Origin of the sequence: Mycobacterium hackensackense, assembly GCF_025822555.1 — a bacterium.
Classification (GTDB): Bacteria; Actinomycetota; Actinomycetes; order Mycobacteriales; family Mycobacteriaceae; genus Mycobacterium; species Mycobacterium fluoranthenivorans.
In genome coordinates this window covers 906,462-928,799 of sequence record NZ_JACKUC010000029.1, presented here as the reverse complement: position 1 = coordinate 928,799, position 22,338 = coordinate 906,462, and the positions used below count along the sequence as shown (strand labels likewise).

At 67.5% G+C, this 22,338-nt stretch carries 22 protein-coding genes; 10 read left to right on the top strand and 12 right to left on the bottom strand.

Going from position 1 to position 22,338, the window contains the following annotated elements; genetic code table 11:
- Positions 1-4: 4 nt before the first annotated feature.
- The 3 genes from H7J86_RS07495 to H7J86_RS07485 form a co-directional block, all read right to left on the bottom strand.
- Complete coding sequence (locus H7J86_RS07495; protein ID WP_187098652.1) at positions 5-1,339, bottom strand: MFS transporter; 1,335 nt, start codon at positions 1,337-1,339, stop codon at positions 5-7.
- 39 nt (positions 1,340-1,378) lie between these two features.
- Positions 1,379-2,239, bottom strand: a complete 861-nt coding sequence (locus tag H7J86_RS07490; protein WP_187098653.1) for a shikimate dehydrogenase — start codon at positions 2,237-2,239, stop codon at positions 1,379-1,381.
- A gap of 99 nt (positions 2,240-2,338) precedes the next feature.
- Positions 2,339-2,983, bottom strand: coding sequence for a TetR/AcrR family transcriptional regulator (locus tag H7J86_RS07485; RefSeq protein ID WP_090355683.1), 645 nt, complete (start codon positions 2,981-2,983; stop codon positions 2,339-2,341).
- Between the two features lie 106 nt (positions 2,984-3,089).
- Between H7J86_RS07485 and H7J86_RS07480 the strand changes: the two genes are divergently transcribed.
- From H7J86_RS07480 to H7J86_RS07470, 3 genes are read left to right on the top strand one after another with little or no spacing between them, the layout of a single operon-like run.
- Complete coding sequence (locus H7J86_RS07480) at positions 3,090-4,862, top strand: sugar phosphate isomerase/epimerase and 4-hydroxyphenylpyruvate domain-containing protein (protein WP_267290206.1); 1,773 nt, start codon at positions 3,090-3,092, stop codon at positions 4,860-4,862.
- A complete protein-coding gene (aroQ, locus tag H7J86_RS07475) occupies positions 4,859-5,299 on the top strand; it encodes a type II 3-dehydroquinate dehydratase (protein ID WP_090355678.1) in 441 nt (146 codons plus the stop codon). The genes H7J86_RS07480 and aroQ overlap by 4 nt, the downstream gene beginning before the upstream one ends.
- Entirely contained in the window at positions 5,296-5,682 is a 387-nt protein-coding gene (locus H7J86_RS07470; protein ID WP_187098656.1) for a hypothetical protein, read from the top strand. Before aroQ ends, H7J86_RS07470 begins: the two co-directional genes overlap by 4 nt.
- On the opposite strand, the gene H7J86_RS07465 is transcribed toward H7J86_RS07470, so the two are convergent.
- The 5 genes from H7J86_RS07465 to H7J86_RS07445 all read right to left on the bottom strand — a co-directional run bounded on the left by H7J86_RS07465 (position 5,679) and on the right by H7J86_RS07445 (position 11,653).
- A complete protein-coding gene (locus H7J86_RS07465; RefSeq protein WP_090355673.1) occupies positions 5,679-7,088 on the bottom strand; it encodes a mechanosensitive ion channel family protein in 1,410 nt (469 codons plus the stop codon). The two genes, H7J86_RS07470 and H7J86_RS07465, sit on opposite strands and share 4 nt — an antisense overlap.
- Positions 7,085-9,304, bottom strand: coding sequence for an adenylate/guanylate cyclase domain-containing protein (locus tag H7J86_RS07460; protein WP_090356240.1), 2,220 nt, complete (start codon positions 9,302-9,304; stop codon positions 7,085-7,087). The genes H7J86_RS07465 and H7J86_RS07460 overlap by 4 nt, the downstream gene beginning before the upstream one ends.
- Before the next feature lie 159 nt (positions 9,305-9,463).
- The gene (locus H7J86_RS07455; protein ID WP_267290204.1) at positions 9,464-9,949 is read right to left on the bottom strand and encodes a GNAT family N-acetyltransferase; all 486 of its coding nucleotides are present in this window, start codon (positions 9,947-9,949) and stop codon (positions 9,464-9,466) included.
- Positions 9,942-11,024 carry an isochorismate synthase gene (locus tag H7J86_RS07450; protein ID WP_235683592.1) on the bottom strand — a complete coding sequence of 361 codons (1,083 nt, stop codon included), beginning with the start codon at positions 11,022-11,024 and terminating at the stop codon, positions 9,942-9,944. The genes H7J86_RS07455 and H7J86_RS07450 overlap by 8 nt, the downstream gene beginning before the upstream one ends.
- Positions 11,009-11,653, bottom strand: coding sequence for an acid phosphatase (locus H7J86_RS07445; protein WP_187098660.1), 645 nt, complete (start codon positions 11,651-11,653; stop codon positions 11,009-11,011). Before H7J86_RS07445 ends, H7J86_RS07450 begins: the two co-directional genes overlap by 16 nt.
- Before the next feature lie 50 nt (positions 11,654-11,703).
- On the opposite strand from H7J86_RS07445, the gene H7J86_RS07440 reads away from it, so the two are divergent.
- Entirely contained in the window at positions 11,704-12,507 is an 804-nt protein-coding gene (locus H7J86_RS07440) for a ParA family protein (RefSeq protein WP_090355663.1), read from the top strand.
- Between the two features lie 19 nt (positions 12,508-12,526).
- On the opposite strand, the gene H7J86_RS07435 is transcribed toward H7J86_RS07440, so the two are convergent.
- On the bottom strand, positions 12,527-13,756 hold the full coding sequence (locus H7J86_RS07435) for an Rv3212 family protein (RefSeq protein WP_090355659.1): 1,230 nt from the start codon (positions 13,754-13,756) through the stop codon (positions 12,527-12,529).
- A complete protein-coding gene (locus H7J86_RS07430; protein ID WP_090355656.1) occupies positions 13,757-15,274 on the bottom strand; it encodes a DEAD/DEAH box helicase in 1,518 nt (505 codons plus the stop codon).
- A gap of 291 nt (positions 15,275-15,565) precedes the next feature.
- Between H7J86_RS07430 and H7J86_RS07425 the strand changes: the two genes are divergently transcribed.
- Positions 15,566-16,258, top strand: coding sequence for a ferritin-like fold-containing protein (locus H7J86_RS07425; RefSeq protein WP_090355654.1), 693 nt, complete (start codon positions 15,566-15,568; stop codon positions 16,256-16,258).
- Between the two features lie 16 nt (positions 16,259-16,274).
- Here H7J86_RS07425 and H7J86_RS07420 read toward each other — a convergent pair whose 3' ends face one another.
- A complete protein-coding gene (locus H7J86_RS07420; protein ID WP_187098661.1) occupies positions 16,275-17,036 on the bottom strand; it encodes a hypothetical protein in 762 nt (253 codons plus the stop codon).
- A 236-nt stretch (positions 17,037-17,272) separates the two neighbouring features.
- On the opposite strand from H7J86_RS07420, the gene H7J86_RS07415 reads away from it, so the two are divergent.
- Positions 17,273-17,527, top strand: coding sequence for a DUF3107 domain-containing protein (locus H7J86_RS07415; RefSeq protein WP_090355649.1), 255 nt, complete (start codon positions 17,273-17,275; stop codon positions 17,525-17,527).
- Here the strand turns inward: H7J86_RS07415 and fasR are convergent.
- Positions 17,514-18,173, bottom strand: coding sequence for an HTH-type transcriptional activator FasR (fasR, locus tag H7J86_RS07410; RefSeq protein WP_090355646.1), 660 nt, complete (start codon positions 18,171-18,173; stop codon positions 17,514-17,516). The two genes, H7J86_RS07415 and fasR, sit on opposite strands and share 14 nt — an antisense overlap.
- 171 nt (positions 18,174-18,344) lie before the next feature.
- On the opposite strand from fasR, the gene H7J86_RS07405 reads away from it, so the two are divergent.
- The 4 genes from H7J86_RS07405 (at position 18,345) to H7J86_RS07390 (ending at position 22,330) form a co-directional block, all read left to right on the top strand.
- Complete coding sequence (locus tag H7J86_RS07405) at positions 18,345-19,409, top strand: DUF3152 domain-containing protein (protein ID WP_372517227.1); 1,065 nt, start codon at positions 18,345-18,347, stop codon at positions 19,407-19,409.
- A 97-nt stretch (positions 19,410-19,506) separates the two neighbouring features.
- Positions 19,507-20,682 (top strand): adenylyltransferase/sulfurtransferase MoeZ, encoded by a 1,176-nt coding sequence (gene moeZ / locus H7J86_RS07400; protein ID WP_267290202.1) that lies wholly within the window; start codon positions 19,507-19,509, stop codon positions 20,680-20,682.
- 37 nt (positions 20,683-20,719) lie between these two features.
- On the top strand, positions 20,720-21,574 hold the full coding sequence (locus H7J86_RS07395; RefSeq protein ID WP_090355638.1) for a TIGR02569 family protein: 855 nt from the start codon (positions 20,720-20,722) through the stop codon (positions 21,572-21,574).
- 234 nt (positions 21,575-21,808) lie between these two features.
- Entirely contained in the window at positions 21,809-22,330 is a 522-nt protein-coding gene (locus tag H7J86_RS07390; protein ID WP_090355635.1) for an MSMEG_0572/Sll0783 family nitrogen starvation response protein, read from the top strand.
- Positions 22,331-22,338 lie beyond the last annotated feature (8 nt).

The window sequence follows — 22,338 nt, the reverse complement described above, 5'->3', positions numbered from 1 at the left end:
CGATTCAGTGCCGGACGAGGTGGTCGGCGGGCGCCTTCTGGCCCAGCAGATCGGTGGGCACATCGCGCGTCTCGCGGGCGGTGAGCGCCGCGGCCGCGGCGATCACACAGACCACGGCGGTGAAGATGCTGATGACCACCCAGCCGCCCTCGCGCACCCCGCCCAGCGCGGTGACGATGGTGGGGGCGAAACCGGCTACCAGGAAACCCAATTGGGTACCGATCGCGACACCGGAGAACCGCACGGGGGTGGCGAACATCTCCCCGTAGAAGGACGGCCAGACCGCGTTGGCCGCGGCGTAGCCGAACGAGAAGGTGGCCACCGCCAGGACGAAGGTCAGCAGCTGATTGCCCTCACTCATCGAGAGCATGTAGAAGGGCATCAGCACCGCCGAGGACAGCGCGCCGTAGATGAACACCGGCTTGCGCCCGATCCGGTCGGCCAGCTTGCCGAACAGCGGCTGGGTAAAGAGTGCGAACACGTTGGCCACCACGACCAGCCACAGCGTGATATCGGCGGGCAGGCCCACCTTCTTGCCATAGGCGATGGCCAGATTGCCGAACACGGTGGACACGGCGGCGATGAAGGCGCAGAAGATGACTCGCAGGACGTCGGCCCAGTGGTTGCGCAGCAGGGGGATCAGCGGCATCCGGGCGATGGTGCCTGCGGCCTTGGCCTCGGTGAACTGCGGCGTCTCGTGCAGTTGGCGGCGGATGAAGTAGGCCACCACGACCACCACCGCGCTCAGCCAGAACGGCACCCGCCAGCCCCAGCTGTACTTGGCCTCGTCGGGCAGCGACACGAACGGGATGAGCACGAGCGAGGCCAGGATCAGCCCGCCCTGGGTTCCGGTCAGCGTCCACGAGGTGTAGTAGGCGCGCTGGTTGTCGGGGGAGTGCTCGAGGGTGAGCGAGCTGGCACCGGCCTGCTCGCCGGCGGCCGAGAAGCCCTGCATGAGACGGCAGATCACCAGCAGGGCGGGTGCGGCCCAGCCGATGGTCTCGAAGGTGGGCAGGCAGCCGATGAGGAAGGTGGACAGCCCCATCAGCACGAGGGTGAACATCAGGACCTTCTGGCGGCCGATCCGGTCGCCGAAGTGGCCGAGGATGAAGGCGCCCACCGGTCGGGCCACATAGGCGAAGCCGAAGGTGGCGAAGGACATCACCAGCGCGGCCTCGTCACCCGAGGGGAAGAAGACGTGCGGGAAGATCAGCGCGGCGGCCGACCCGAACAGGAAGAAGTCGTAGTACTCGACGGCGCTTCCCATGAAGCTGGCCAGGGCGGCGCGCCGTGGGGTTCGGCCGGATGCGGTCTCGGGAGGATGCGCTGTGGTGGTCATCGGTTCTCCTATGAACGAATTATGTTGGGCTGAGCTGTCTTAGGCGACGAGATTGCGAAAATGGGCGGACATTCTGGCGGCGTCCGGTACGAGACCGGTGATCAGGGCGAAGGCATCGACGGCCTGGTGCACGGCCATATGGCCGCCGTCGAGGGTCCGGCAGCCGGCGGCGCGGGCCGCCTGCAGAAGGGCGGTGTCCAGCGGGCGGTAGACGATATCGGCCACCCACAGGCCCGGGTGCAGCAGTGCGGTGTCGAAGGCGATACCCGGGTGTTCGGCCATCCCGGTGGGGGTGGCGTGTACGACGCCGTCGGCCTCGGGCAGTAGCACCGACAGCTTGTCGAACGAGGATGCGTCGACATGGGCCTGCGGATGGCGGGCGGCCAGGTCAGCGGCCAGTGCGGTGGCCCGGTCCACGTCGAGGTCCACGACGGTCAGGTGGTCGGTGCCCAGGCCCAACAGGGCTGCGGCGACCGCGGTTCCGGCGCCGCCGGCGCCGACCAGGATCACGTGCGAGGTGGACGCGCCGGGCAGGCCTTCGGTGAAACCGTGGGCGAACCCGGTGATGTCGGTGTTGTATCCGTGCGCTCGTCCGCCGCGGAACACGACGGTGTTGACGGCGCCCAGGGCGCGCGCGGTGTCGTCGATGTCGTCGAGGTGCTCGACGACGAGCTGCTTGCACGGATGGGTGATGTTGAGGGCGTCGTAGCCCAGGGTCCGGGCCCAGCTCAGCACATCGCCGACGCGGTCGGGGGACAGGCCGAGCACGTTGAGATCCAGGGTGCGGTACACGTAGTCCAGGCCCTGGGCGCGCCCTTCGGTCATGTGCAGGGCCGGCGTGAGGGAAGGGCCGACGCCGGTGCCGACCAGCCCCACGAGGTAGGGGTGCGGTGTGGTCATCTGCTCGCGCTCCTTAATGTACGAACTAGTACGTACGCAAAGTAGAGCACTGTGGTGCGCGTCGCGTCAAGAAGGAAATGTGAGGCGGGTCTCGCGACGTCAGGGTTGGCTGGTCAGCCAGCCGACGACCACATCGCCGATCATTCGGCGCAGATGGGCGCGCTGTGAGACATCGGAGAAGTCGATCCCGAACAGGTACCCGAAGGTGTATTGGTTGGCCACCTGGAAAACGCAATATGAGCTGATCACCAGGTGCACGTCCAGGGCGTCGACGTCAACCCGGAAGACACCCGCGGCGCGGCCGTCGCGCAGGATCTCGTCCAGCAGGGAGGTCGCCGGCCGGGACAGTTCGGGCAGTTCACGCAGCTGGGTGATGAATTCGCCGCGGTGGATGTTCTCGATGGCCACCAGTCGGATGAACGCATCGTGCGCGATGTGGTGGTCGAAGGTGACCTCGGCCAGCATCCTGATGGCCTCCACCGGGCTCTTGTGATCCACCCGCAGCTTCTGTTCGGCATCGCGGATGCCGCGGTACGCGCTCTCCAGAACGGCCAGGTAGAGCTGCTCTTTGCCGCCGAAGTAGTAGTAGATCATCCGTTTGGTGGTGCGGGTGCGCTCGGCGATCTCGTCCACCCGGGCGCCGGAGTAGCCCGATTCGGCGAACACCTCGGTGGCCACCGCCAGCAGCTCCGCGCGGGTGCGTTCGGCATCGCGCTGCAGATCGGCTTTCGGCTTGGCGGCCATGACGGCAGAGCTTACTGGTGAGCGGGTTCGGCCGGTGCACCGCTTCCGGCTCAATTAACTATTTGGTACATTGATGTCAAGAGTGGCCCCCGTCACAGGAGGAATGATGAAGACATCGATCGCCACGGTCTCGCTCTCCGGCTCGCTCGTCGAGAAGCTGCACGCCTGCGCGGCGGCGGGATTCGACGGCGTCGAGATCTTCGAACCCGACCTGATCGCCGGTGATCACTCACCGGAGGAGATCCGCCAGCTGGCCCGCCGACTGGGGCTGTCCCTGGACCTCTACCAAGCCCTGCGTGACCTGGAGGGTGTCGACGACGACGTCTTCGCCGACAACCTGCGCCGGGCCGGGGCCACCTTCGCCACCGCCCGCCGGCTCGGTATCGACACCGTGCTGGTGTGCAGCAATGTGGCCACGGCGACCATCGACTCCGACGAGGTGTCGGCGCAGCAGTTGCGCCAGGTGGGGGAGGTCGCCGCCGGTTACGGCGTGCGGATCGCCTTCGAGGCGCTGGCCTGGGGCCGCTTCATCGACGACTACCGCCGCGCCTGGCGGGTGGTGGAACTGGCCGCACACCCGAATGTCGGTGTGTGCCTTGACAGTTTCCATGTGCTCTCGCGCGGGCACGATCCTTCGCAAATCGAGGACATCCCCGGCGACAAGATCTTCTACCTGCAACTGGCGGATGCGCCCGCACTGTCCATGGACGTGTTGTCGTGGAGCCGCCATCATCGCCTGTTCCCCGGAGAGGGCTCATTCGACCTCGCCGGATTCGTCCGCCACACGCTGGCCGCCGGCTACACCGGCCCGCTGTCGCTGGAGGTCTTCAACGACACCTTCCGCCAGACCGATCCCGGTCACACCGCCGTGCACGCCCTTCGGTCGCTGGTGTGGCTGGACGATCAGGTGGCCCACACCCTCACCGAGGCCAAACCGCCGACCGGCTTCGACTTCGTGGAGATCAAGGCCGAGGACACCAGCGAGGTGGAAGTCCTGCTCACCCAGCTCGGCTTCACCCCGCGCGGACGGCACCGCACCAAACCGGTCTCGCTGTGGTCGGCCGGCGCGGCCCGGGTGGTGCTCAACGAACAGCAGGCTCGCGATCAGGTGCCGCACGTCGCCGCCATCGGCCTGCAGGTGCCCGATGCCGAGGCCACCTCGCGGCGTGCGGCCGAACTGATGGCGCCGGTGGCCTACCGGCGCACGTACGCCGCCGAGCAGCCGTTCGGTGCCGCCGTCGCGCCCGACGGCACCGAGATGTTCTGGAGCAGCGAGCCCGCCTGGGTCGCCGAGTTCGAACGCGGTGCGCCCCAGGGCCCGAGCCCGGTGGCCACGATCGACCACGTCAACCTCACCCAGCCCTGGCAGACCGCCGAGGACGCCGTGCTCTTCCTCACCAGTGTGTTCGGCCTGAGCGCGGGGGAGCCCGCCGAGGTGCCCGGGCCCACCGGGTTGGTGCGCAGCCAGGTCATGCACAACGCCGACAAGTCGGTGCGGCTGCCGCTGAACGTCGCGCCGCACATCCTGGACGGCGCAGGTCTGCCCCAGCACATCGCGTTCTCCTGTACCGATGTCCTCGCGTTGGCCCGCGCCGCACAGGCCGCGGGGCTGCAGTTCCTGGCGATACCGGACAACTACTACGACTACCTGTCCGGTCGGTTCGGCTTGGCCGAGGACACCGTGGCCGAACTGCGCGAGCTCAACCTGCTCTACGACCGGTCACCGCACGGTCACTTCATCCACTTCTACACCCGCACGGTCGGCACCGTGTTCCTGGAATTCGTGCAGCGTTTCGGCGCCTACGACGGTTACGGGACCGACAATGCACCGGTGCGCCTTGCCGCTCAGCGGGGCCGCCTCGGTACCGTACGGACGTGACCGAACGCGTACTGCTGCTCGTCAACGGGCCCAACCTGAACCTGCTGGGCACCCGGCAGCCCGAGGTGTACGGCGCCACCACGCTGCCGGAGATCGAGGCCGCGGTGACCGCCCTGGCCGCCGAGCTCGGTTTCGGGGTGCGTGCGGTGCAGAGCAATCACGAGGGTGCGCTGATCGACGCGATCCATGCCGCCCGTGGCGAATGCGCCGGCGTCATCATCAACCCGGGCGCCTACAGCCACACCTCGATCGCGATCCGCGATGCGCTGTCCTCGGTCAACCTGCCGGTCGTGGAGGTACACCTGAGCAATATCCACGCCCGCGAGGAATTCCGGCACCACTCCTATGTCTCGGCGGTGGCCGACGCCGTCATCGCCGGTGCCGGGCCCGCCGGCTACGACTACGCGGTGCGGTATCTCGCCGCCAAGCTGACATGAGCCTGCAGCCCCCGATCGTGCGCTACGCGGGTTATCTGGTGGCCGCCGAAGCGGTCACCGCCCTCATCGTGGCCGTCGTCCTGGCCGTGCTGGCCAGTGGCGGCACCGACAAACATGCGCAGGGATTCAACGCTTATGGCACCGCGGGCTGGTTCGCCATCATGGGCACCGGCCTGCTGGCCGGCGGCTGGGCGCTGATCACCGGCCGACGCTGGGGGCGCGGGATCGGGGTGTTCGCCAATCTGCTGCTGCTCGGGGTGGCGTGGTACCTGTTCACCTCGCACCAGGTGGCCTACGGGTTCGCCGTCGCGGCACTCGCCGTCCTGACGCTGGGCATGCTGTTCAGCCCGTCGGCCGTGCACTGGACCACCGGGGAAGACTAGCCCTCGGTTCGGGTGCTGAGCACCCGCCGGGCGCTGGCTCGCCGGTCCTCGATGGCGCGGCCGAATTCCTGTAGCAGCAGGGGGTTCCGCTGCACCACCAACTCGATGTGCTCACGGTCCACGTGCACCACCGTGACCTCGCTGAGGGCATGCGCGTAGCCGATGACGGGCTGCCGGGTCAGGGTGCTCTGGCCGAGGAACCCACCCTCTTCGAGGGTGCCGATCATCAGCCGCGGTTCGTCTCCGGTCCCCGTGGTCAGGGCGACACGACCGGCCAGGATGAACGTCATGCGATCCGGCACCTCACCGGCGCGCTGGATCACCTCGTCGGCGCCGTAGCGATCCAGCGTGGCGGAGGGAATCAGCTCCTGTTGCTGCTCGGCGTTCAGCCGCAACGTCGGTGCCACCACTTCGGCGACCGCCGCGGCGATCCGCTCGGGTGTCGTGAAATCGTCCGCGGCCTCGTCGAGATGCAGCCCCGCACGCCGCGACGCGTACCAGATCCATTGCAGGAATATGGTTTTGGCCGGCCCGTCCTCGGCGGGCGAGGTCAGCGGGATGGTGGTGCGGTACTCCAGCCCGCCGACAGGTGTCGCCGACACCGTGCCGCCGGGGCGCAACTGCGGTAGTTCGGAGGCCACCCTGGTCAGCAGAGCGCACACCTGATTGGGGGGATCGGACAGCGAGAAAATCGTGGTCACGGTGATCTTGTGTTTGTCGCCGGGCCGGCTGAGGTTCGTGAACGAGGCGCCGGCAAGTACCGAGTTCGGCGTGATCTGCAATCCGGTGCTGGTCTCCAGGTGGACTGCGCGCCAATTGACTTCGACGACCCGGCCGCGGGCGGCCGCGGTGTCCAGCCAGTCGCCCAGCTGAAACGGCTGTTCGAACAACATCAGCAGGCCGGAGATGATCTGGCCGACCGAGTTCTGCAAGGTCAGACCGATGACGATCGAGGTGATGCCGAGCGCGGTGAACAGGCCGCGGACGTTCGCGCCCCAGATATAGGAGAAGATCAGCGCCAAGCCGACGGCGATCAGCACGAAGCGCCCGACGTCGACGAAGATCGTCGGAACCCGCTTGCGCCAGGTGCCTGCGGGAGCGCCCTGGAACAGGGTGGCATTCACCCCGGACAGCAGCAGCACCAGCACGACGAAGGCGAAGAGGGTGGCGACCGTGCGGACCGAGGTGGCTTCGGCCGGAACCTGTCTGGCTTCGGTCAGCAGCAGCAACAGCGCACCGAGCGGTAGCAGGTAGTTGCGCATCACCGTCACCGGTCGGGCCAGGGCGCTCTGTTTCCGCCGCAGCGCATGCTGCCACTCGGTGAGTAGCACCAGTCCGATCGGCAGTCCGATCGCGATGCCGACGGCCCAGTAGAACCAGGACGAGGTGAAGACGTCGGTCGTCATCGTGGCTCCACCAGTCGCCAGATGGGTTCGTCGTGCCCGTCCACGTTCACCGTGCCGACGGAGGTGAAGGTCATCGTCTCGCGCAGCGCTTGGTACACCCGGTCGGTGACGTCGATCCCGAGTTGTGAGGAGCCGCTCTTGATCTGGTAGGCGACGTTCACCGCCGCTCCCCACATGTCGAACACGACGGAATGGCGGCCGCCGAGACCACTGCTCACTGTGCCGGTGTCGATACCGGCACGCAGGCCCAGATTGTTGTTGGTCTCGCTGTTGAACCGGTCGATGATGCGCTGACATTCCACCGCGAAATCGACCGTCCGGCGCACGTTGTCCAGCCGCGGCACGTTCAAGCCGCAACTGCCCAGATAGCCGTTGCGCACCGCCCGGCCGCGTTCGATGCCGAGACTGTCTGCGGCGGCGTCGAATTGCCGCTCGATCTCGTTGACCAGGGCCAGCGAGCGATCGGAGGTCAGCTCGGCCTGGAGGCGGTCGAGCCCGACGATATCGGCGAAGATCACCGTGACGTCCTGGTGCTCCTCGGCGGCGATCTCCTCACCCTGCCGGTAGCGCTCGGCGATCGGCTCGGGCATCAGCAGTGCCAACAGCCGGGCATTCTCCTTACGCTGCTCGACGAGGAGTTCCTCCTTGACCGTCAGGCTTCTGCTCATCTCGTTGAAAGCCTCGGTCAGATCCCCGATCTCGTCGCGCGTCTCGATCGGTATCGCGACGTCGTAGTCACCGGCGCTGATCCGTTGCGCGCCGGCTTCCAGTCGTCGAATCGGCCGGACGAACAGCTGGGCGAGGAACACCGAGGCCACGCAGACGGCGAAGATGATCCCGACCGTCGACATCACCATGGTCCTGGTGAACGTCGACTCTCTGGCGAAGGCCTCCGCGGTGTTCACCGTCGCGACGATGGACCAGTGCAGATCCGAATCGGGGATCACCACCGGGGCATAGGCCTGCAGCGCCCTGTTCCCGAGGTAGTCGGTCGCGATCTGCGTCCCCGATTCACCGCGCGCGGCCGCCCGGGTGGTATCCGGTGGGATGGGCTGGACGAGGGTGGTGCCGCCCAGCTGGATGGCCCGGTCGGCGATATCGCGCGGGGTGCCGGCCTCGACGACATCGTGTCGGTAGGCCTGCGGATCCTGCAGGAACACCCGGGAATCGGAGCGCATCAGATCATCGGGGCCGACCAGGAAGACTTCGCCGGTGTCACCGAGGCCGAACTCCGTCCAACGCTTGTCGAAGGTCATCAGCCTGTTGATCTTCGACGCCGGGAACTGCATGGCGAGCACACCCACCGCGTGACCGTCCGCCACGACCGGGGTGACCATCCACGCCGTGGGCTCGTTCTCGGCGGGCTGGTAGATCTCGAAATCGGTGAATCCCACGTAGTCGAGAGCATTGGAGGCCAAGGCTTTTTCGTAGGCGGCCCGCAGTTTGGATCCGCTGTACGGCCCGGTCAGGATGTTGGTGCCCAGATCGACGTCTTTGTACGCGGTGTAGACCATGTTGCCGCGGGTGTCCAGGAGCATCGCGTCCTCGAACTCGAAGCGGGTGACGATCTCGCGGAAGAAATCCTGGTATCGGGCGTTGGCGGCCGACCACAGGCTGCCGTCATGGGCGTCGTCCATCTTGACGGCGGCGTCGTCGTTCTGCCGAAGTGCGGTGTAGTTGGCCTGGAGGTAGCGCTGGGCGGTGTCTTGCGGGATCAACTGGTCGGCGTCGAGCTTGACTCCGCTGGACTGCTGAACCTGCGTGAGATAGGTCTTGGTGTAGTAGTCGGTGAGTGACTGCGCCTGCGCCGGGCTGAGGGGTTTGTTCTCCAGTGCGTCGAATCCGGCGGTGAAGTCCGCCAGGGCGCTCTGGGTGGTGGCGCCCCGGGCGTAGATGATCATCGAGTTCTTCAGGTCGTTCAGTTGTTCCTGAAGCGCGCGCGACTGTGACTGCCGCACTTCCGTCAGCCGGGTGAAGGCGGAATCGCGCAGTGAGGTCCGGCCCGCCTGGAAAGCGATGATGCCGACGACGGTGGCCGCCACGATGGTGCACAGCACCAACATGACCACGAGCTTCGACTGGATGCTCACATTGGCGAGCAGCCGACGACGCTGGAAACGGTCGATTCGCCGAGACAGAGCCGGGGGTTTGGTACCCGATCCGGGCGCGTTGTCACCCCGATCCGCGGCAGCGTGTTGCTCCGATACCTCTGCCATCGGCATCCCTTCGCCGCTCCGACCTCACCGGTCCGGCCGCAGATTAACACCGAAGTGACAGATGGGGACCAAGTGTCTGATGGGATTTGTCAAGAATTTACGCAAACGCAGGCCGGCTGAGACCGGAAACCGCAGCGGATCCTGGGCAAGCGCGTGTGGTCAGGCGCTCTCGTGCGCCAGTGCGGTCAGTTCGGGTCCGGACACCCGATAGGTGGTCCACTCGGTCTGCGGCTTGCCGCCGACACTGTCGTACAGGGCGATCGCGTTGACATTCCAGTTGAGCACCGCCCACGACAGCCGGGTGCCGCCGCGCCGCACACATTCGGCGGCCAAGGTGGCCAACAACTTCCGGGCCAGACCCCGTCGCCGGAATGCCGGGCGCACGAACAGGTCTTCGAGGTAGATCCCGGTCACCCCGTCCCAGGTGGAGAAGTTCAGGAACCACACCGCGGTGGCCGCGGCCTGTCCGTCGACCTCGATCACATGCGCGTATGCCACCGGCTCGGGGCCGAAAAGGGCGGTGTGCAAGTGCTCTTCGGTGACGGTGCACTCGTCGGAAGCGTTCTCGAACTCGGCGAGCTCCCGGATCATCCCGACGATCTCGGGCTCGTCACCGGGTCGGGCCCAGCGGATCAACTCACTCATTCGCTACTCCTAGTCCTGTCAGGATCGTCCGGAACTTGGTGGTGGTTTCGTCGACCTCGTCATCGGGATCCGATTCGGCGACGATCCCGCCACCGGCATGCGCCAGCGCGGTGCGGCGGTCGGTCGAGAGCACCGCACAGCGGATCGACACCACCCACCGGCCGTCGCCGCGGGCGTCACACCAGCCCACCGCGCCCGCGTAGAAGCCGCGGTCACCCTCGAGTTCGGCGATGAGTGCGGCCGCCGCGTCGGTGGGTACCCCGCCGACGGCCGGAGTGGGGTGCAGAGCCAGCGCGAGATCCAATGCGGTGGTGCTGCTTTCGCGCAACCGGCCGCGGATCGGGGTGCTCAGGTGCCACAGCGCGTCGGTGCCGTGCAACTCGGGTTCGGGTGCGATCTGAAGCTCGACGCACAGCGGGTCGAGCGCCTTGCGCATCACATCGACGACGAATGCGTGTTCGCGGCGGTTCTTTTCGGACGCCGCGAGCCCCGCGGCGTAGGCGGCGTCGACAGCCGGGTCCGCCGATCGTGGAGCCGATCCGGCGAACGGCTGACAGATCACCGTCTCGCCCTCGCGTGCCACCAGCAGCTCGGGGCTGGCACCGATGAGCGTGCCCGCCGATCCCAGTTCCGCCAGATAGACGGTGGCGGCCGGGTCGGCGCTCGCCAGCCGCCGCAGCACCGAGCGTGGATCCCAGCCGTCGTCGGCGGTCAGTTGCAGCGCGCGGGCCAGCACCACCTTGTCCAGGGCCGACTCGCGCAGCCGGCGTACCGCTTCGGTGACCCGGGCCCGGTGCACCTCGCTGGCGGGCAGGGTCTCCCGTGTGCGCACCGTCGGGGCCGCCGTGACGGGCCAGTCCGGCAGGGCGCCGGTGAACTCCACCCGCTCCGGGGTGAACAGTGCGGCGGGCTTGCTCAGATCAAAAGGCAACGCGCCCAACACGATAGCGGCTGCGCCGGATCGCAGCGCCTCTTGGGCATCGGGTATCCGGGGGTAGTGCCGGAGGGCTCCGTCGGCGAGCACGGTGCCCGACGGCCCGGAGAGCACGAACGACGGTGTCACGCCGGCAGGCACGGGTTCACATGGCCGGTCAGGCCCAGCGCGGTGATCTGGCGTACGCCGTGCTCGAAACCGCATACGGCGATCGAGGCCGCGGCCATCGACAACCGGATGCCCTCGGACACCGGCAACTCGATCCATCGGGTCAACATCGAGCGGGAGAAGTGGCCGTGCCCGACGAACACCACGTCACGGTCGACCATCTGGCCCAGCGCCAACTCCACCGCGGCGTCGGCCCGTGCGGTGACGTCGGCCATGCTCTCGCCGCCCGGGCACGGATGCGTCCACACCGTCCAACCCGGCACCGACTGCCTGATCTGCGGTGTGGTGAGCCCCTCGTAGTCGCCGTAATCCCACTCGGCCAGCAGGGGCGTCACCTCGTCGACGGTCAGCCCGGCCAACTCGGCGGTCACCAGGGCGCGCCGGCGCGGACTGCTCACCACCAGCGGGTTGCGCAGCTGCAGATCGCCCAGCGCCTCGGCGGCGAGCTCGGCCTGCTTCCTGCCGACATCGGTGAGTTCGAGATCGGTACGGCCGGTGTGCTTGCCGATCTTCGACCATTCGGTCTCACCGTGGCGGAGCAGGAACAGCCGGTGTTGCTGGACGCTCGCTTCGGGGCGAGCGAAGCGACGGGGGACATCCACCGGGCCGATTCTGCCCCACGCCCGGCCGCAGTGGACGCTCGCGTGCTTGGATGGTCGGTGTGACGCGAGTACTAGCGGTCGCCAATCAAAAGGGTGGGGTCGCCAAGACCACGACAGTGGCGTCGTTGGGTGCTGCCTTCGTCGAGCTGAAGCAGCGGGTGCTGCTGATCGACCTGGACCCGCAGGGCTGTCTGACGTTCTCGCTGGGCCAGGATCCGGACGACCTGGCGGTGTCGGTGCACGAGGTGCTGCTCGGTGACGTGGAGCCCAATGCGGCGCTGGTGACCACCGCCGAGGGCATGACGGTGCTGCCGGCCAATATCGACCTTGCCGGTGCCGAGGCGATGCTGTTGATGCGGGCCGGCCGTGAATACGCGCTCAAGCGCGCCCTGGCCAAGGTGTCCGATCAGTTCGACGTCATCATCATCGACTGCCCGCCGTCGCTCGGGGTGCTCACGCTCAACGGTCTGACGGCCGCCGATGAGGTGATCGTGCCGCTGCAGTGCGAGACGCTGGCGCACCGCGGTGTGGGCCAGTTCCTGCGTACCGTCAGCGATGTCCAGCAGATCACCAACCCGGATCTCAAGCTGCTCGGTGCACTGCCCACGCTGTATGACTCGCGCACCACCCACAGCCGTGACGTGCTTTTCGACGTCGTCGACCGGTACAACCTTCCGGTGCTCGCACCACCGATTCCCCGTACGGTGCGGTTCGCGGAGGCCACGGCCTCCGGCGCCTCGGTCCTGACGGGTCGGAAGAACAAGGGCGCCAACGCTTATCGCGATCTGGCCGGTGCGCTGCTGCGACACTGGAAGACCGGCAAGGCGCTGGCGACGTTCACTCCGGAGCTCTGAGTCCCAGCGCCCGAGGGGATCAGCCCAGCGCCACCACGGTGCCCCCGCGCTGTTCCAGCAGCGTCGACCCGGCCACCGCGGGGATCACCGGGTCCTGCGACGGCGGCCGCTTGAGATCGATATGGCGCACCCCGGCACCGGTTTCGGGATTGAACACGTCGTAGCCCGAGGTGACCGGCACCAGCAACTCGCCGGCCATCAACGTTGCGGGCCCGACCGGAGCGTTGGATCCCGACGGTGCCACCGTGTACTTGTAGCGCAGCTGATTCGCGTCGAACACCAGCACCGAATCGCCGGTCCACCAGGTGATCAGGTCACCGGGATGGGACACCGCGGCGTTGGGGGACACCTTCTGGTTCAGCAGGGTGCTCGCCGTGACCGTGCCGGTGTCGTCCACGACGTTCACGGTCGGTTTCGGGGTCGGGATGTACAGCGCGGTGGTGGTGTCGGACACCGCGATCACCCGCGCGTCCGAGTCGACCGAGACACCGGGCTGCTGCTGGAATTTCGTCTTGGGAGTGTCCTCCTCGTCCGACGGCGTCAGCATCGTCAGGCGCATATCGGCCTGATTGGGGCAGCCCTCCAGCACCGAGACCTGCGATGAGCTGGCCGCGGCGGACACCAGGCGGCACAGCGGGTCCTGTGGCACATCGGGTTTGATCCGGGCGTCCAGTGCGCCCCAGCTGAGCATGCGCACCATGTCCGAGCGCCACAGTTCCAGCCGGCTGTCACCGGCCGAGAGCACCGTGGTGCCGTCGGACGACAGCGTCACCTCGGCGTCCGCGTAGGCCGTCCGGGTGGGGCCACGGCGCCCGGTCTGGGCGTCGATGGTGCTCACCTGTCCGCAGCCCCGGTCGTCCGGGTACACCGCGACCGCGTACTGGTAGACCCAGGTCACCCCGCACAGGTCGAGGTCACGTGCATAGGACCACAGCCGCGTACCGCTGGCCGGGTCGTGCCCGACGACCTCGCGGCCGTCACCGGTGACGACGGCACCGGCGACCACCAGGGGCTGCGTGGTCTTGGCGCTCGGGGTCGACCACAGCTCGTGCAGTGCGTCGGGAACCTTCGCGGCGGGTTTCAGGCTCGGCACCGGCGCGGCGGCCGGTGTGCTGATCGTGGCCCGCGCATCACTGGTCCACCAGATCAGCGCGGCGACCACCGCCACCACCACGGCGATGGCCGCGGCTGCCACCAGGTCACCGCGGGTGCGGCGCTCCGGCGACAGTAGTCGGGGGAGTGCGGGCATTTAGCCGGCAGCGGGGGTCGCGGCCTTGCGCGGACGGCGGCGACGCCGGCGCTTGGGCGCACCACCGGCTTCGTCGGTACCCTCCTCGGCGGTCTCGCCGGTGCCACTGAGCTCGGTCACGGCGACCTCGTTGAGCGCTGCGCCGTCCACCTGCTCGGGATGGCCGGTCGCCCCCTGGCCACCACGAGTGCGTCGCCGACTGCGGGTGCGTGCCGGGCGCTCGGCCCGTTCGGTCCGCTCGCCGCCCTCGTCGGGGGTGCGCGTCTTGGGTTTGCGTGGGGCCGCGATCGATCCCTTGGCCTCGGTGGGGATATTCAGTTCGGTGTACAGATGGGGCGAGTTCGAGTAGGTCTCGGCGGGATCGGGGGTGTTCAGCCCGAGCGCCTTGTCGATCATCGTCCACCGGGGCAGCTCGTCCCAATCGACCAAGGTGACGGCGATACCGGTCTTGCCGGCGCGGCCGGTGCGACCGATGCGGTGCACGTAGGCCTGCTCGTCCTCGGGGATCTGGAAGTTGATCACGTGGGTGATGTCATCGATGTCGATACCGCGGGCGGCCACGTCGGTGGCCACCAGGACGTCGACGTCACCGTTGCGGAAGCCTTTGAGGGCCTTCTCACGGGCGATCTGACCCAGATCGCCGTGCACGGCGCCGACCTTGAAACCGCGCTCGCCCAGTTCGTCGGCCACCTTCTGCGCGGTGCGCTTGGTGCGGGTGAAGATCATCGTCGCGCCGCGGCCCTCGGCCTGCAGGATGCGCGCGACCATCTCGACCTTGTCCAAGGCGTGGGCGCGGTAGGCGAACTGCTCGGTGGTGTCGTGGGTCTGCGAGGACTGCGGTGCTTCGGCGCGGATATGCGTCGGCTGATTCATGAAGGTCCGGGCCAGCGTGATGATCGGATCCGGCATGGTCGCCGAGAACAGCATCGCCTGGCGGGTGTCCGGGGTGAGCCGCAGGATGCGCTCGATATCGGGCAGGAAGCCCAGGTCGAGCATCTCGTCGGCCTCGTCGAGTACCAGCACCGACAGCCCCCCGAGCTGCAGATGGCCCTGCTGGGCCAGATCCAGCAGCCGGCCCGGGGTGCCGACCACGACGTCGACGCCCTTCTGAAGCGCCTCGATCTGCGGTTCGTAGGGGCGGCCGCCGTAGATGGCGGTGACCTTCAACTTGCGGCCGTCCGGGCCCGGCACATACTTCGCCGCGGTGGTCAGGTCGTCGAAGACCTGCAGACACAGCTCGCGGGTCGGGACGACGATCAGGGCGCGCGGGGCGCCGGTCAGCGGGCGGTCCTGGTCGGTGGACACCCGGTGCAGGAGCGGGACGCCGAACGCGAGGGTCTTACCCATCCCGGTGCGGGCCTGGCCGATCAGGTCTTCACCGGCCAGCGCGAGCGGCATGGTGAGTTCCTGGATGGCGAACGGATGCTCCTTGCCACTCTCGAGGAGTGCACGGACGATCTCGTCGCGCACGCCGAGGTCGGCGAAGGTGATATTCGGTTTGCTGGTCAGAGCGGTCATATGGTGGTCGGCATAGCTTTCGCTGCCTTGCTGCCTTTCGGTGTCATTCCTCGTCGCGTCTGTTGTCACGCGCGCACGAAGATGACGAGAAAGCGGTCGCTTCTCCCCGGATGGGGTGATGTCAGCCCGCTGGGCCCTGCCCTGTCGATCGGGCCGGCCGAACCACGTGCACGCACATTGCCGTAGGCGACGGCGCCTCAGCGAAGCCGTAAACAAGCCGCTGCCTGTCCCTATGATAGCTGGCTTGTCCGCGGCTCGGTCGCAACGGCACCTGGCGTCTAGAGTTGGCCCATGTCTCAGACGTCCCCGGCGCAGCCGGGTGCAGAGCCGCAGCCGGCCGTCTCGGCCGACCATCCCGGCGTCACCGAACTGTTCGCACTGCTGGCCTACGGCGAGGTCGCGGCCTTCTACCGGCTCACCGAGGAGGCGCGGATGGCGCCGAATCTGGCCGGCCGGATCAGCATGGCCAGCATGGCCGCCGCCGAGATGCGGCACTACGAACTGCTGCGTGACGCGCTGGCCGAACGCCACGTCGACGTCGTCCCGGCAATGACGAAATATGCTTCGGCACTTGAGAATTACCATCGACTGACGACGCCGAGCACATGGCTGGAGGCGTTGGTCAAGACGTATGTCGGCGATGCGCTGGCCGCGGATTTCTACCTGGAGATCGCCCACGTGCTACCCGATGATGCAGCCGGCGTGGTGCGGTCGGTGCTCTCCGAGACGGGGCACTCCCAGTTCGTGGTCGCCGAAGTGCGCGCCGCCGTCACCGCCAGCGACCGGCAGCGCCATCGGCTGGCGTTGTGGTCGCGGCGGCTGCTCGGTGAGGCCATCACCCAGGCCCAGTACGTGATGGCCGATCACGACGAACTCGTCGATCTGGTCATCTCCAGCGGTGACGGGCTGCTGCAGATGTCGGAGTTCTTCGACCGGTTGCAGCGCACCCACGCGAGCCGGATGCAGGAACTCGGCCTGGCTTGACGCCGGGCCCGGCCCGCTACTTGGTGCAGGTCGCGATGATCGTGTTGTTGGTCTGAGCGACCAGCGGCGTACCTGCCGCGTCGGTGATCGCGCAGTTGAGCTGAGCCCCGATGCTGGTCGCGGTGACCGAGCTGAGCTGAACCCCCGGATCGAGGGTGACCGTCTTGGTCCACGGCAGCGCCGCGTTGACGTCGGTCTGCAGTGCGCCCTGCTGGTCGGTGTAGATGATGGTCACCAGGTCCAGCATCTGCCGCTGGCCGTCGACCTTGTAGGTGATCGTGCGGGCGGCTGCGGGGTCGACGGCGGGCGCGGCGGCCGGCGCCACCGGGGTTTCTGCCGTGGGCGGTGCCGCGGTGGCCGTCGGCGTGGGGGTCACGGTGGTGACCGTTTCCGCCGGGAGGGCCGGGATCTGCTGCTGAGCGGGCAGCGGGGCCGGGGCCGAGGCCGAGGTGGTGGCGGGGGCGCTGGTGGTCGCCTGCGCCGCGGAGGTCGACGCCTGGGTGGCTGACACCGAACCGCTGTCGCCGCCGCCGAGGATGACGCCGGTGCAGATGACGGCGACCATCAGGATGACGCCCGCAACGCCCGCGACCCAGATCCACCGGCGGTCCAACTGGTCGTGGTAGTCGGCGGGGAACTCATACTCATATTCCGCGCCGTCGTATTCGGCGTATTCAGCGCCGGTGTCGGCATCGTCGTACTCGTAGGAGTCATCGGAATAGCGCGACCGGTAGCCGGCATCGCGCGTCGCGGAATTTCGTGAATAAGGCCTGCTCATAGCGTTTCCCAAGGGGTCTCGGTGCGTACTTGGCCGATGCTAATGGGACTGCTGTGGCGGGTGAGGCCGACGCGGCGAGGCCGCCGGTCACGGTCCGGACTCGTTCTCGTAGCTGTCGGGTCGCGACCCGTGTGACAGCCCGCTTCGCTCTCGGCGTACCGACCTTGGCGTCGTGGCCCGGGCCGCGTCCACTAGCCTGATTGCACGCAAGGCACACCAACCGAAAGGGTCGCAGCGTGGACGTCAAGATCGGGGTCGCCGACAGCCCGCGAGAGCTGGTCATCAACAGCGCGCAGACCCCAGGCGAGGTCGAAGAACTCATCACCAAGGCGTTGGGTTCGGACGGAGTGCTTGCGTTGACCGACGAAAAGGGGCGCCGTTACCTGGTGCAGGCGTCGAAAATCGCCTACGTGGAAATCGGCGCCGCCGATACCCGCCGAGTCGGCTTCGGTGTGGGCGCGGTGGGAGCCGAGGCCGTCAAGAACGGGTGAGCGGCACGTGTGACAGGCCGCCCCAGGCGAACTGCACCGTGCCCTCGACGGCCGCCTCTTTCGTGATGGGGCGGTCGTTGTCGAGCCAGTACCGCGCGCAGTCCACACTCGTGGACACCAGACCGACCGCGATCATCCTGGCTCGATGCGCCTCCAGCCCGGAATCGCGGCTGATCAGGTCGAACACCGCGTCGGTGCACGATTCGGTGGCGACCCGTACCTGGGCCGATACCTGAGGCTCGGTGACGTAGTCGTTCTCGAAGATGAGGCGGTAGCCCTGGCTGTCGTGTTCGACGAAATCGAAGAAGGCCTGCACGGCCGCACGCAGTCGCTGACGGTTGTCGGTGGTGGTCCGCAACGCCTGCCGGACACCGGACACCAGATTGTCCACGTGCCGTTGCAGCACCGCCAGATACAGCTCCAGCTTGGACGAAAAGTGTTGGTAGAGCACAGGTTTGCTGACACCGGCCCGGTCGGCGATCTCATCCATGCCTGCGGCGTGGTAGCCGCGGTCGACGAACACCTCGCTGGCGGCGATGAGAAGCTGCCCGCGGCGTTCGTCACGCGGGAGCCGGTTTCCGCGCCGGGTGCCGCCGGTGCCCGCCTTGGCGCCTCTTTGTTCGGCGGCATTGGCGAGATCACTCATCAGGTCCTCAATCTTGAACTCTCATACGCGCACTCGGGCGCTAGCGGGCATGTGCCCATGTGTTGATCGTCACGACATTACTACCGCACCGTGAGGTAGGCCCCGTCGCAGGTCCCTGTGACGGTGGCGCGCCGGACCTGCGCACGTCACGGTCTGTGTAATCCTGGTGCGGTGACCTACGACCCGGGGCGTCGCGCAAGCGACCGTGCGCCCCTCGGGGAGGAGCGGAGCGACCTGGGGAATGTTCCCGTGCTGCGCAGTGACCGGCGCGAGCCGCTGCGCGCCCAGCGCGACCCGCTGGCCGACGACCAGGGCCGGCCCCGCTCCAACCGCGAGGACCGTCGGAATCTGCGCAAGCAGACGTGGCTGGGCCGGTTCGTGTCCACCTACGGATGGCGGGCCTACGCACTGCCGGTGCTGGCCGTACTCACCGTCGTGGTGCTGTACCAGACCGTCACCGGAACGAGTGCACCCATGCCGGCCAAGGCCGACGGCCCGATCCAGGGTCCGCCCACCCTCAACGCTGCCGGCACCGCCATCATCGGGGCGCCGCCCAAGGGCCTCACCCAGTTCGACGCGAACCTGCCGACCGGCATCCTGCCCGACGGTGGCCCGTTCACCGAGTCGGGCGCCAAGACTTGGCATGTGGTTCCCGGCACCACCCCCAAGGTGGGCACGGGGGACACCAAGACCTTCCGCTACACCGTCGAGGTCGAGGACGGCGTGGACACCACATCCTTCGGCGGCGACGACGGCTTCGCCCGCATGGTCAGCGAGACCCTGGCCAACCCGAAGAGTTGGCGGCACAACCCCCAGTTCGCCTTCGAACGTGTCGACGGTGACGCCCAGCCGGATTTCCGGGTGTCGCTGACCTCGCCGCTGACGGTGCGGGAGGGCTGCGGGTACGACATCCCGCTGGAGGCGTCCTGCTACAACCCGGCGTACGCGGAGAATCAGCCGCGGGTGTTCGTCAACGAGGCCCGCTGGGTGCGCGGTGCGGTGCCGTTCCAGGGCGATATCGGCTCGTACCGGCAGTACCTGATCAACCATGAGGTGGGCCACGCGATCGGCTACCCGAAGCACGAACCGTGCCCGGAGAACGGCGCGCTGGCCCCGGTGATGATGCAGCAGACCTTCTCCACCGACAACGACGATGCCGCCAAATTCGACCCCGAATCGGTGAAGCCCAACGGACTCACCTGCAAGTTCAACTCCTGGCCGTATCCGATCGCCTGACGGCGCGGCAGGGGAAGGTTTACCCCTGGATTACCGTTGAAGCTGTGGGCCTGGTGAGATTGACGCCAGCATTGCGATCGAGTCAAGGAGAGCCACGGTGACGTCGTTACCACCGCTTGTGGAACCAGCCGCCGAACTGACCCGGGACGAGGTTTCCAGATACAGCCGTCACCTGATCATCCCGGACCTCGGGGTGGACGGTCAGAAGCGTCTCAAGAATGCCAAAGTGCTGGTCATCGGGGCCGGCGGGTTGGGATCTCCGACGCTGCTGTACCTGGCTGCGGCCGGCGTCGGCACCATCGGGATCGTCGAGTTCGACGTGGTCGACGAATCGAACCTGCAACGACAGATCATCCACGGCCAATCCGATATCGGCCGGTCCAAGGCGCAGAGCGCGCGCGACTCCGTGCTCGAGGTCAACCCGCTGGTGAACGTGGTGCTGCACGAGCTGCGCCTGGAGCCTGACAACGCGGTGGACCTTTTCGAGCAGTACGACCTGATCCTCGACGGCACCGACAACTTCGCGACGCGCTACCTGGTCAACGATGCCGCCGTGCTGGCACACAAGCCGTACGTGTGGGGTTCGATCTACCGGTTCGAGGGCCAGGTCTCGGTGTTCTGGGAAGACGCCCCCGACGGGTTGGGCCTCAACTACCGCGACCTGTACCCGGAGCCGCCGCCGCCGGGCATGGTGCCCTCCTGCGCCGAAGGTGGCGTGCTGGGCATCCTGTGCGCGTCCATCGCCTCGGTGATGGGAACGGAGGCCATCAAGCTGATCACCGGAATCGGCGAGACCCTGCTGGGCCGGCTGATGGTGTACGACGCGTTGGACATGACGTACCGCACCATCAAGATCCGCAAGGATCCGTCGACGCCGAAGATCACCGAACTGATCGATTACGAGGCCTTCTGCGGCGTGATTTCGGATGCCGCTGCCGACGCCGCGGCGGGTTCCACGGTGACCCCGCGCGAACTGCGTGAGCTGCTGGATTCGGGCAAGCCGGTCGCCCTGATCGATGTCCGCGAACCGGTCGAGTGGGAGATCAACCACATCGAGGGCGCCGAGCTGATCCCGAAATCGGCGCTGGAGGCCGGCGGCGGTCTGGCTCAGCTGCCGCAGGACCGGACCCCGGTGTTGTACTGCAAGACCGGGGTGCGTTCGGCCGAGGCGCTGGCCGCCGTGAAGAAGGCCGGTTTCGCCGATGCGCTGCATCTACAGGGCGGAATCGTGGCTTGGGCGAAGCAACTCGAGCCCGACATGGTGATGTACTGAGCGCTCTGTGACGCAGGCACCGCTTAGGCTGACGTGCGTGACTGACGAACTGCCACCGGATCATGTGTTGGCGGCGTTCGGACTGGCGGGGTTGAGCCCCGTCCCGCTCGGCTCCAGTTGGGAGGGCGGCTGGCGCTGCGGCGAAGTGGTGCTCTCGATGGTCGCCGACCACGCGCGCGCCGCCTGGTCGGCGAAGATCCGCGAGACGTTGTTCGCCGACGGGATCCGGCTGGCCCGGCCCGTCCGTTCCACCGACGGCCGTTATGTCGTGGCCGGGTGGCGTGCCGACACCTTCGTCGCGGGCACTCCGGAACCACGGCACGATGAGGTGGTCTCGGCGGCCGTGCGGCTGCACGAAGCGACGGCCAAGCTCGAGCGGCCGCGATTCCTCACCCAGCCGCCGGTGGCGCCGTGGTCCGATGTCGACGTGTTCATCGCCGCCGACCGTGCCGCGTGGGAAGACCGGCCGCTGCACGCCTTGCCCCCGGGAGCGCGGGTTTCACCGGGTTCGGCGGACGGGCAGAAATCGATCGAACTGATCAATCAGCTGGCCTCGCTGCGCAAGCCGACCCGAAGCCCCAGCCAGCTGGTGCACGGCGATCTGTACGGCACCGTGCTCTTCGCCGGTGCCGCCGCGCCCGGTATCACCGATATCACCCCGTACTGGCGGCCCTCGGTATGGGCGGCCGGCGTCGTCGTCGTCGATGCACTGGCGTGGGGTGACGCCGACGACGGTCTGGTCGAGCGCTGGAGTCCGCTGCCGGAGTGGCCGCAGATGCTGCTGCGCGCACTGATGTTCCGGCTCGCCGTGCACGCGCTGCACCCACGGGCGACCGCGGCGGCATTCCCGGGCCTCGCCCGCACCGCGGCGCTGGTCCGCCTGGCGCTCTAACCTTCCCCTCACCCGCGCCCAATTGAACAAACGGGCGCGAAAGTGCCAGGAACACTCCACCATTTTGTCGATCTCGGCAGTCGACGATGCTCGCTGTTCCGGCATCGGTGTGTTACGCCGCCATTGCGGCGGTGAGGTGCGCGCAATGCAGATGTATTCCATCCCTAACCAGTCGGTAATGGTGGGCGCCTGTAATTGGAAGCACCCCAACAACACCCAAACTTGGAGTCCTTCATGGCATTTGACGCATCCATCGCCGAGAACATCGCCACCTCGTTGGCCGAGATCCCGCACCCGTCGCTCCCCAAGGGGTCGAACATCTACGGCGGCACCAAGATCTTCCCCGACTACCAGGCCGAGGAGGGCGAGAGCTACTTCACCCTCGTGCACGGTATCGCCCACGAATCCTCCGTCTCCTTCGTGGCGGTGCTGCAGGCCACCCGGGCGCTGCGCAAGGGCTTCGAGTCGGCGATCTATTTCTACGGCCCCGGCGCCATCAATTGCCTTGCCACCCGAGGCTTTCCGAAGACCGGTGACTCCGGCTTCCCCGGCGAGCAGAACATCAACGACGCCTTGGCGACCTTCATCAAGGAGGGCGGCACCGTGTTCGCCTGCAGGTTCGGGCTCGCCCTGCACGGTGGGCGCGAGGAGGACCTCATCGAAGGCGTGATCCCGGCACATCCGCTCGATGTCCAGGATGCGCTCATCTACTACGCCCGCAAGGGCGCCATCATCAACTCGACCTACATGGTCTAGGGGCGCAT

Coding starts and splice junctions, on each gene's coding strand:
- H7J86_RS07495 (WP_187098652.1), bottom strand. CDS start 1,339: ATGACCACCACAGCGCATCCTCCCGAGACCGCATCCGGCCGAACCCCA.
- H7J86_RS07490 (WP_187098653.1), bottom strand. CDS start 2,239: ATGACCACACCGCACCCCTACCTCGTGGGGCTGGTCGGCACCGGCGTC.
- H7J86_RS07485 (WP_090355683.1), bottom strand. CDS start 2,983: ATGGCCGCCAAGCCGAAAGCCGATCTGCAGCGCGATGCCGAACGCACC.
- H7J86_RS07480 (WP_267290206.1), top strand. CDS start 3,090: ATGAAGACATCGATCGCCACGGTCTCGCTCTCCGGCTCGCTCGTCGAG.
- H7J86_RS07470 (WP_187098656.1), top strand. CDS start 5,296: ATGAGCCTGCAGCCCCCGATCGTGCGCTACGCGGGTTATCTGGTGGCC.
- H7J86_RS07465 (WP_090355673.1), bottom strand. CDS start 7,088: ATGACGACCGACGTCTTCACCTCGTCCTGGTTCTACTGGGCCGTCGGC.
- H7J86_RS07460 (WP_090356240.1), bottom strand. CDS start 9,304: ATGGCAGAGGTATCGGAGCAACACGCTGCCGCGGATCGGGGTGACAAC.
- H7J86_RS07455 (WP_267290204.1), bottom strand. CDS start 9,949: ATGAGTGAGTTGATCCGCTGGGCCCGACCCGGTGACGAGCCCGAGATC.
- H7J86_RS07440 (WP_090355663.1), top strand. CDS start 11,704: ATGGTCGGTGTGACGCGAGTACTAGCGGTCGCCAATCAAAAGGGTGGG.
- H7J86_RS07435 (WP_090355659.1), bottom strand. CDS start 13,756: ATGCCCGCACTCCCCCGACTACTGTCGCCGGAGCGCCGCACCCGCGGT.
- H7J86_RS07430 (WP_090355656.1), bottom strand. CDS start 15,274: ATGACCGCTCTGACCAGCAAACCGAATATCACCTTCGCCGACCTCGGC.
- H7J86_RS07425 (WP_090355654.1), top strand. CDS start 15,566: ATGTCTCAGACGTCCCCGGCGCAGCCGGGTGCAGAGCCGCAGCCGGCC.
- H7J86_RS07420 (WP_187098661.1), bottom strand. CDS start 17,036: ATGAGCAGGCCTTATTCACGAAATTCCGCGACGCGCGATGCCGGCTAC.
- fasR (WP_090355646.1), bottom strand. CDS start 18,173: ATGAGTGATCTCGCCAATGCCGCCGAACAAAGAGGCGCCAAGGCGGGC.
- H7J86_RS07390 (WP_090355635.1), top strand. CDS start 21,809: ATGGCATTTGACGCATCCATCGCCGAGAACATCGCCACCTCGTTGGCC.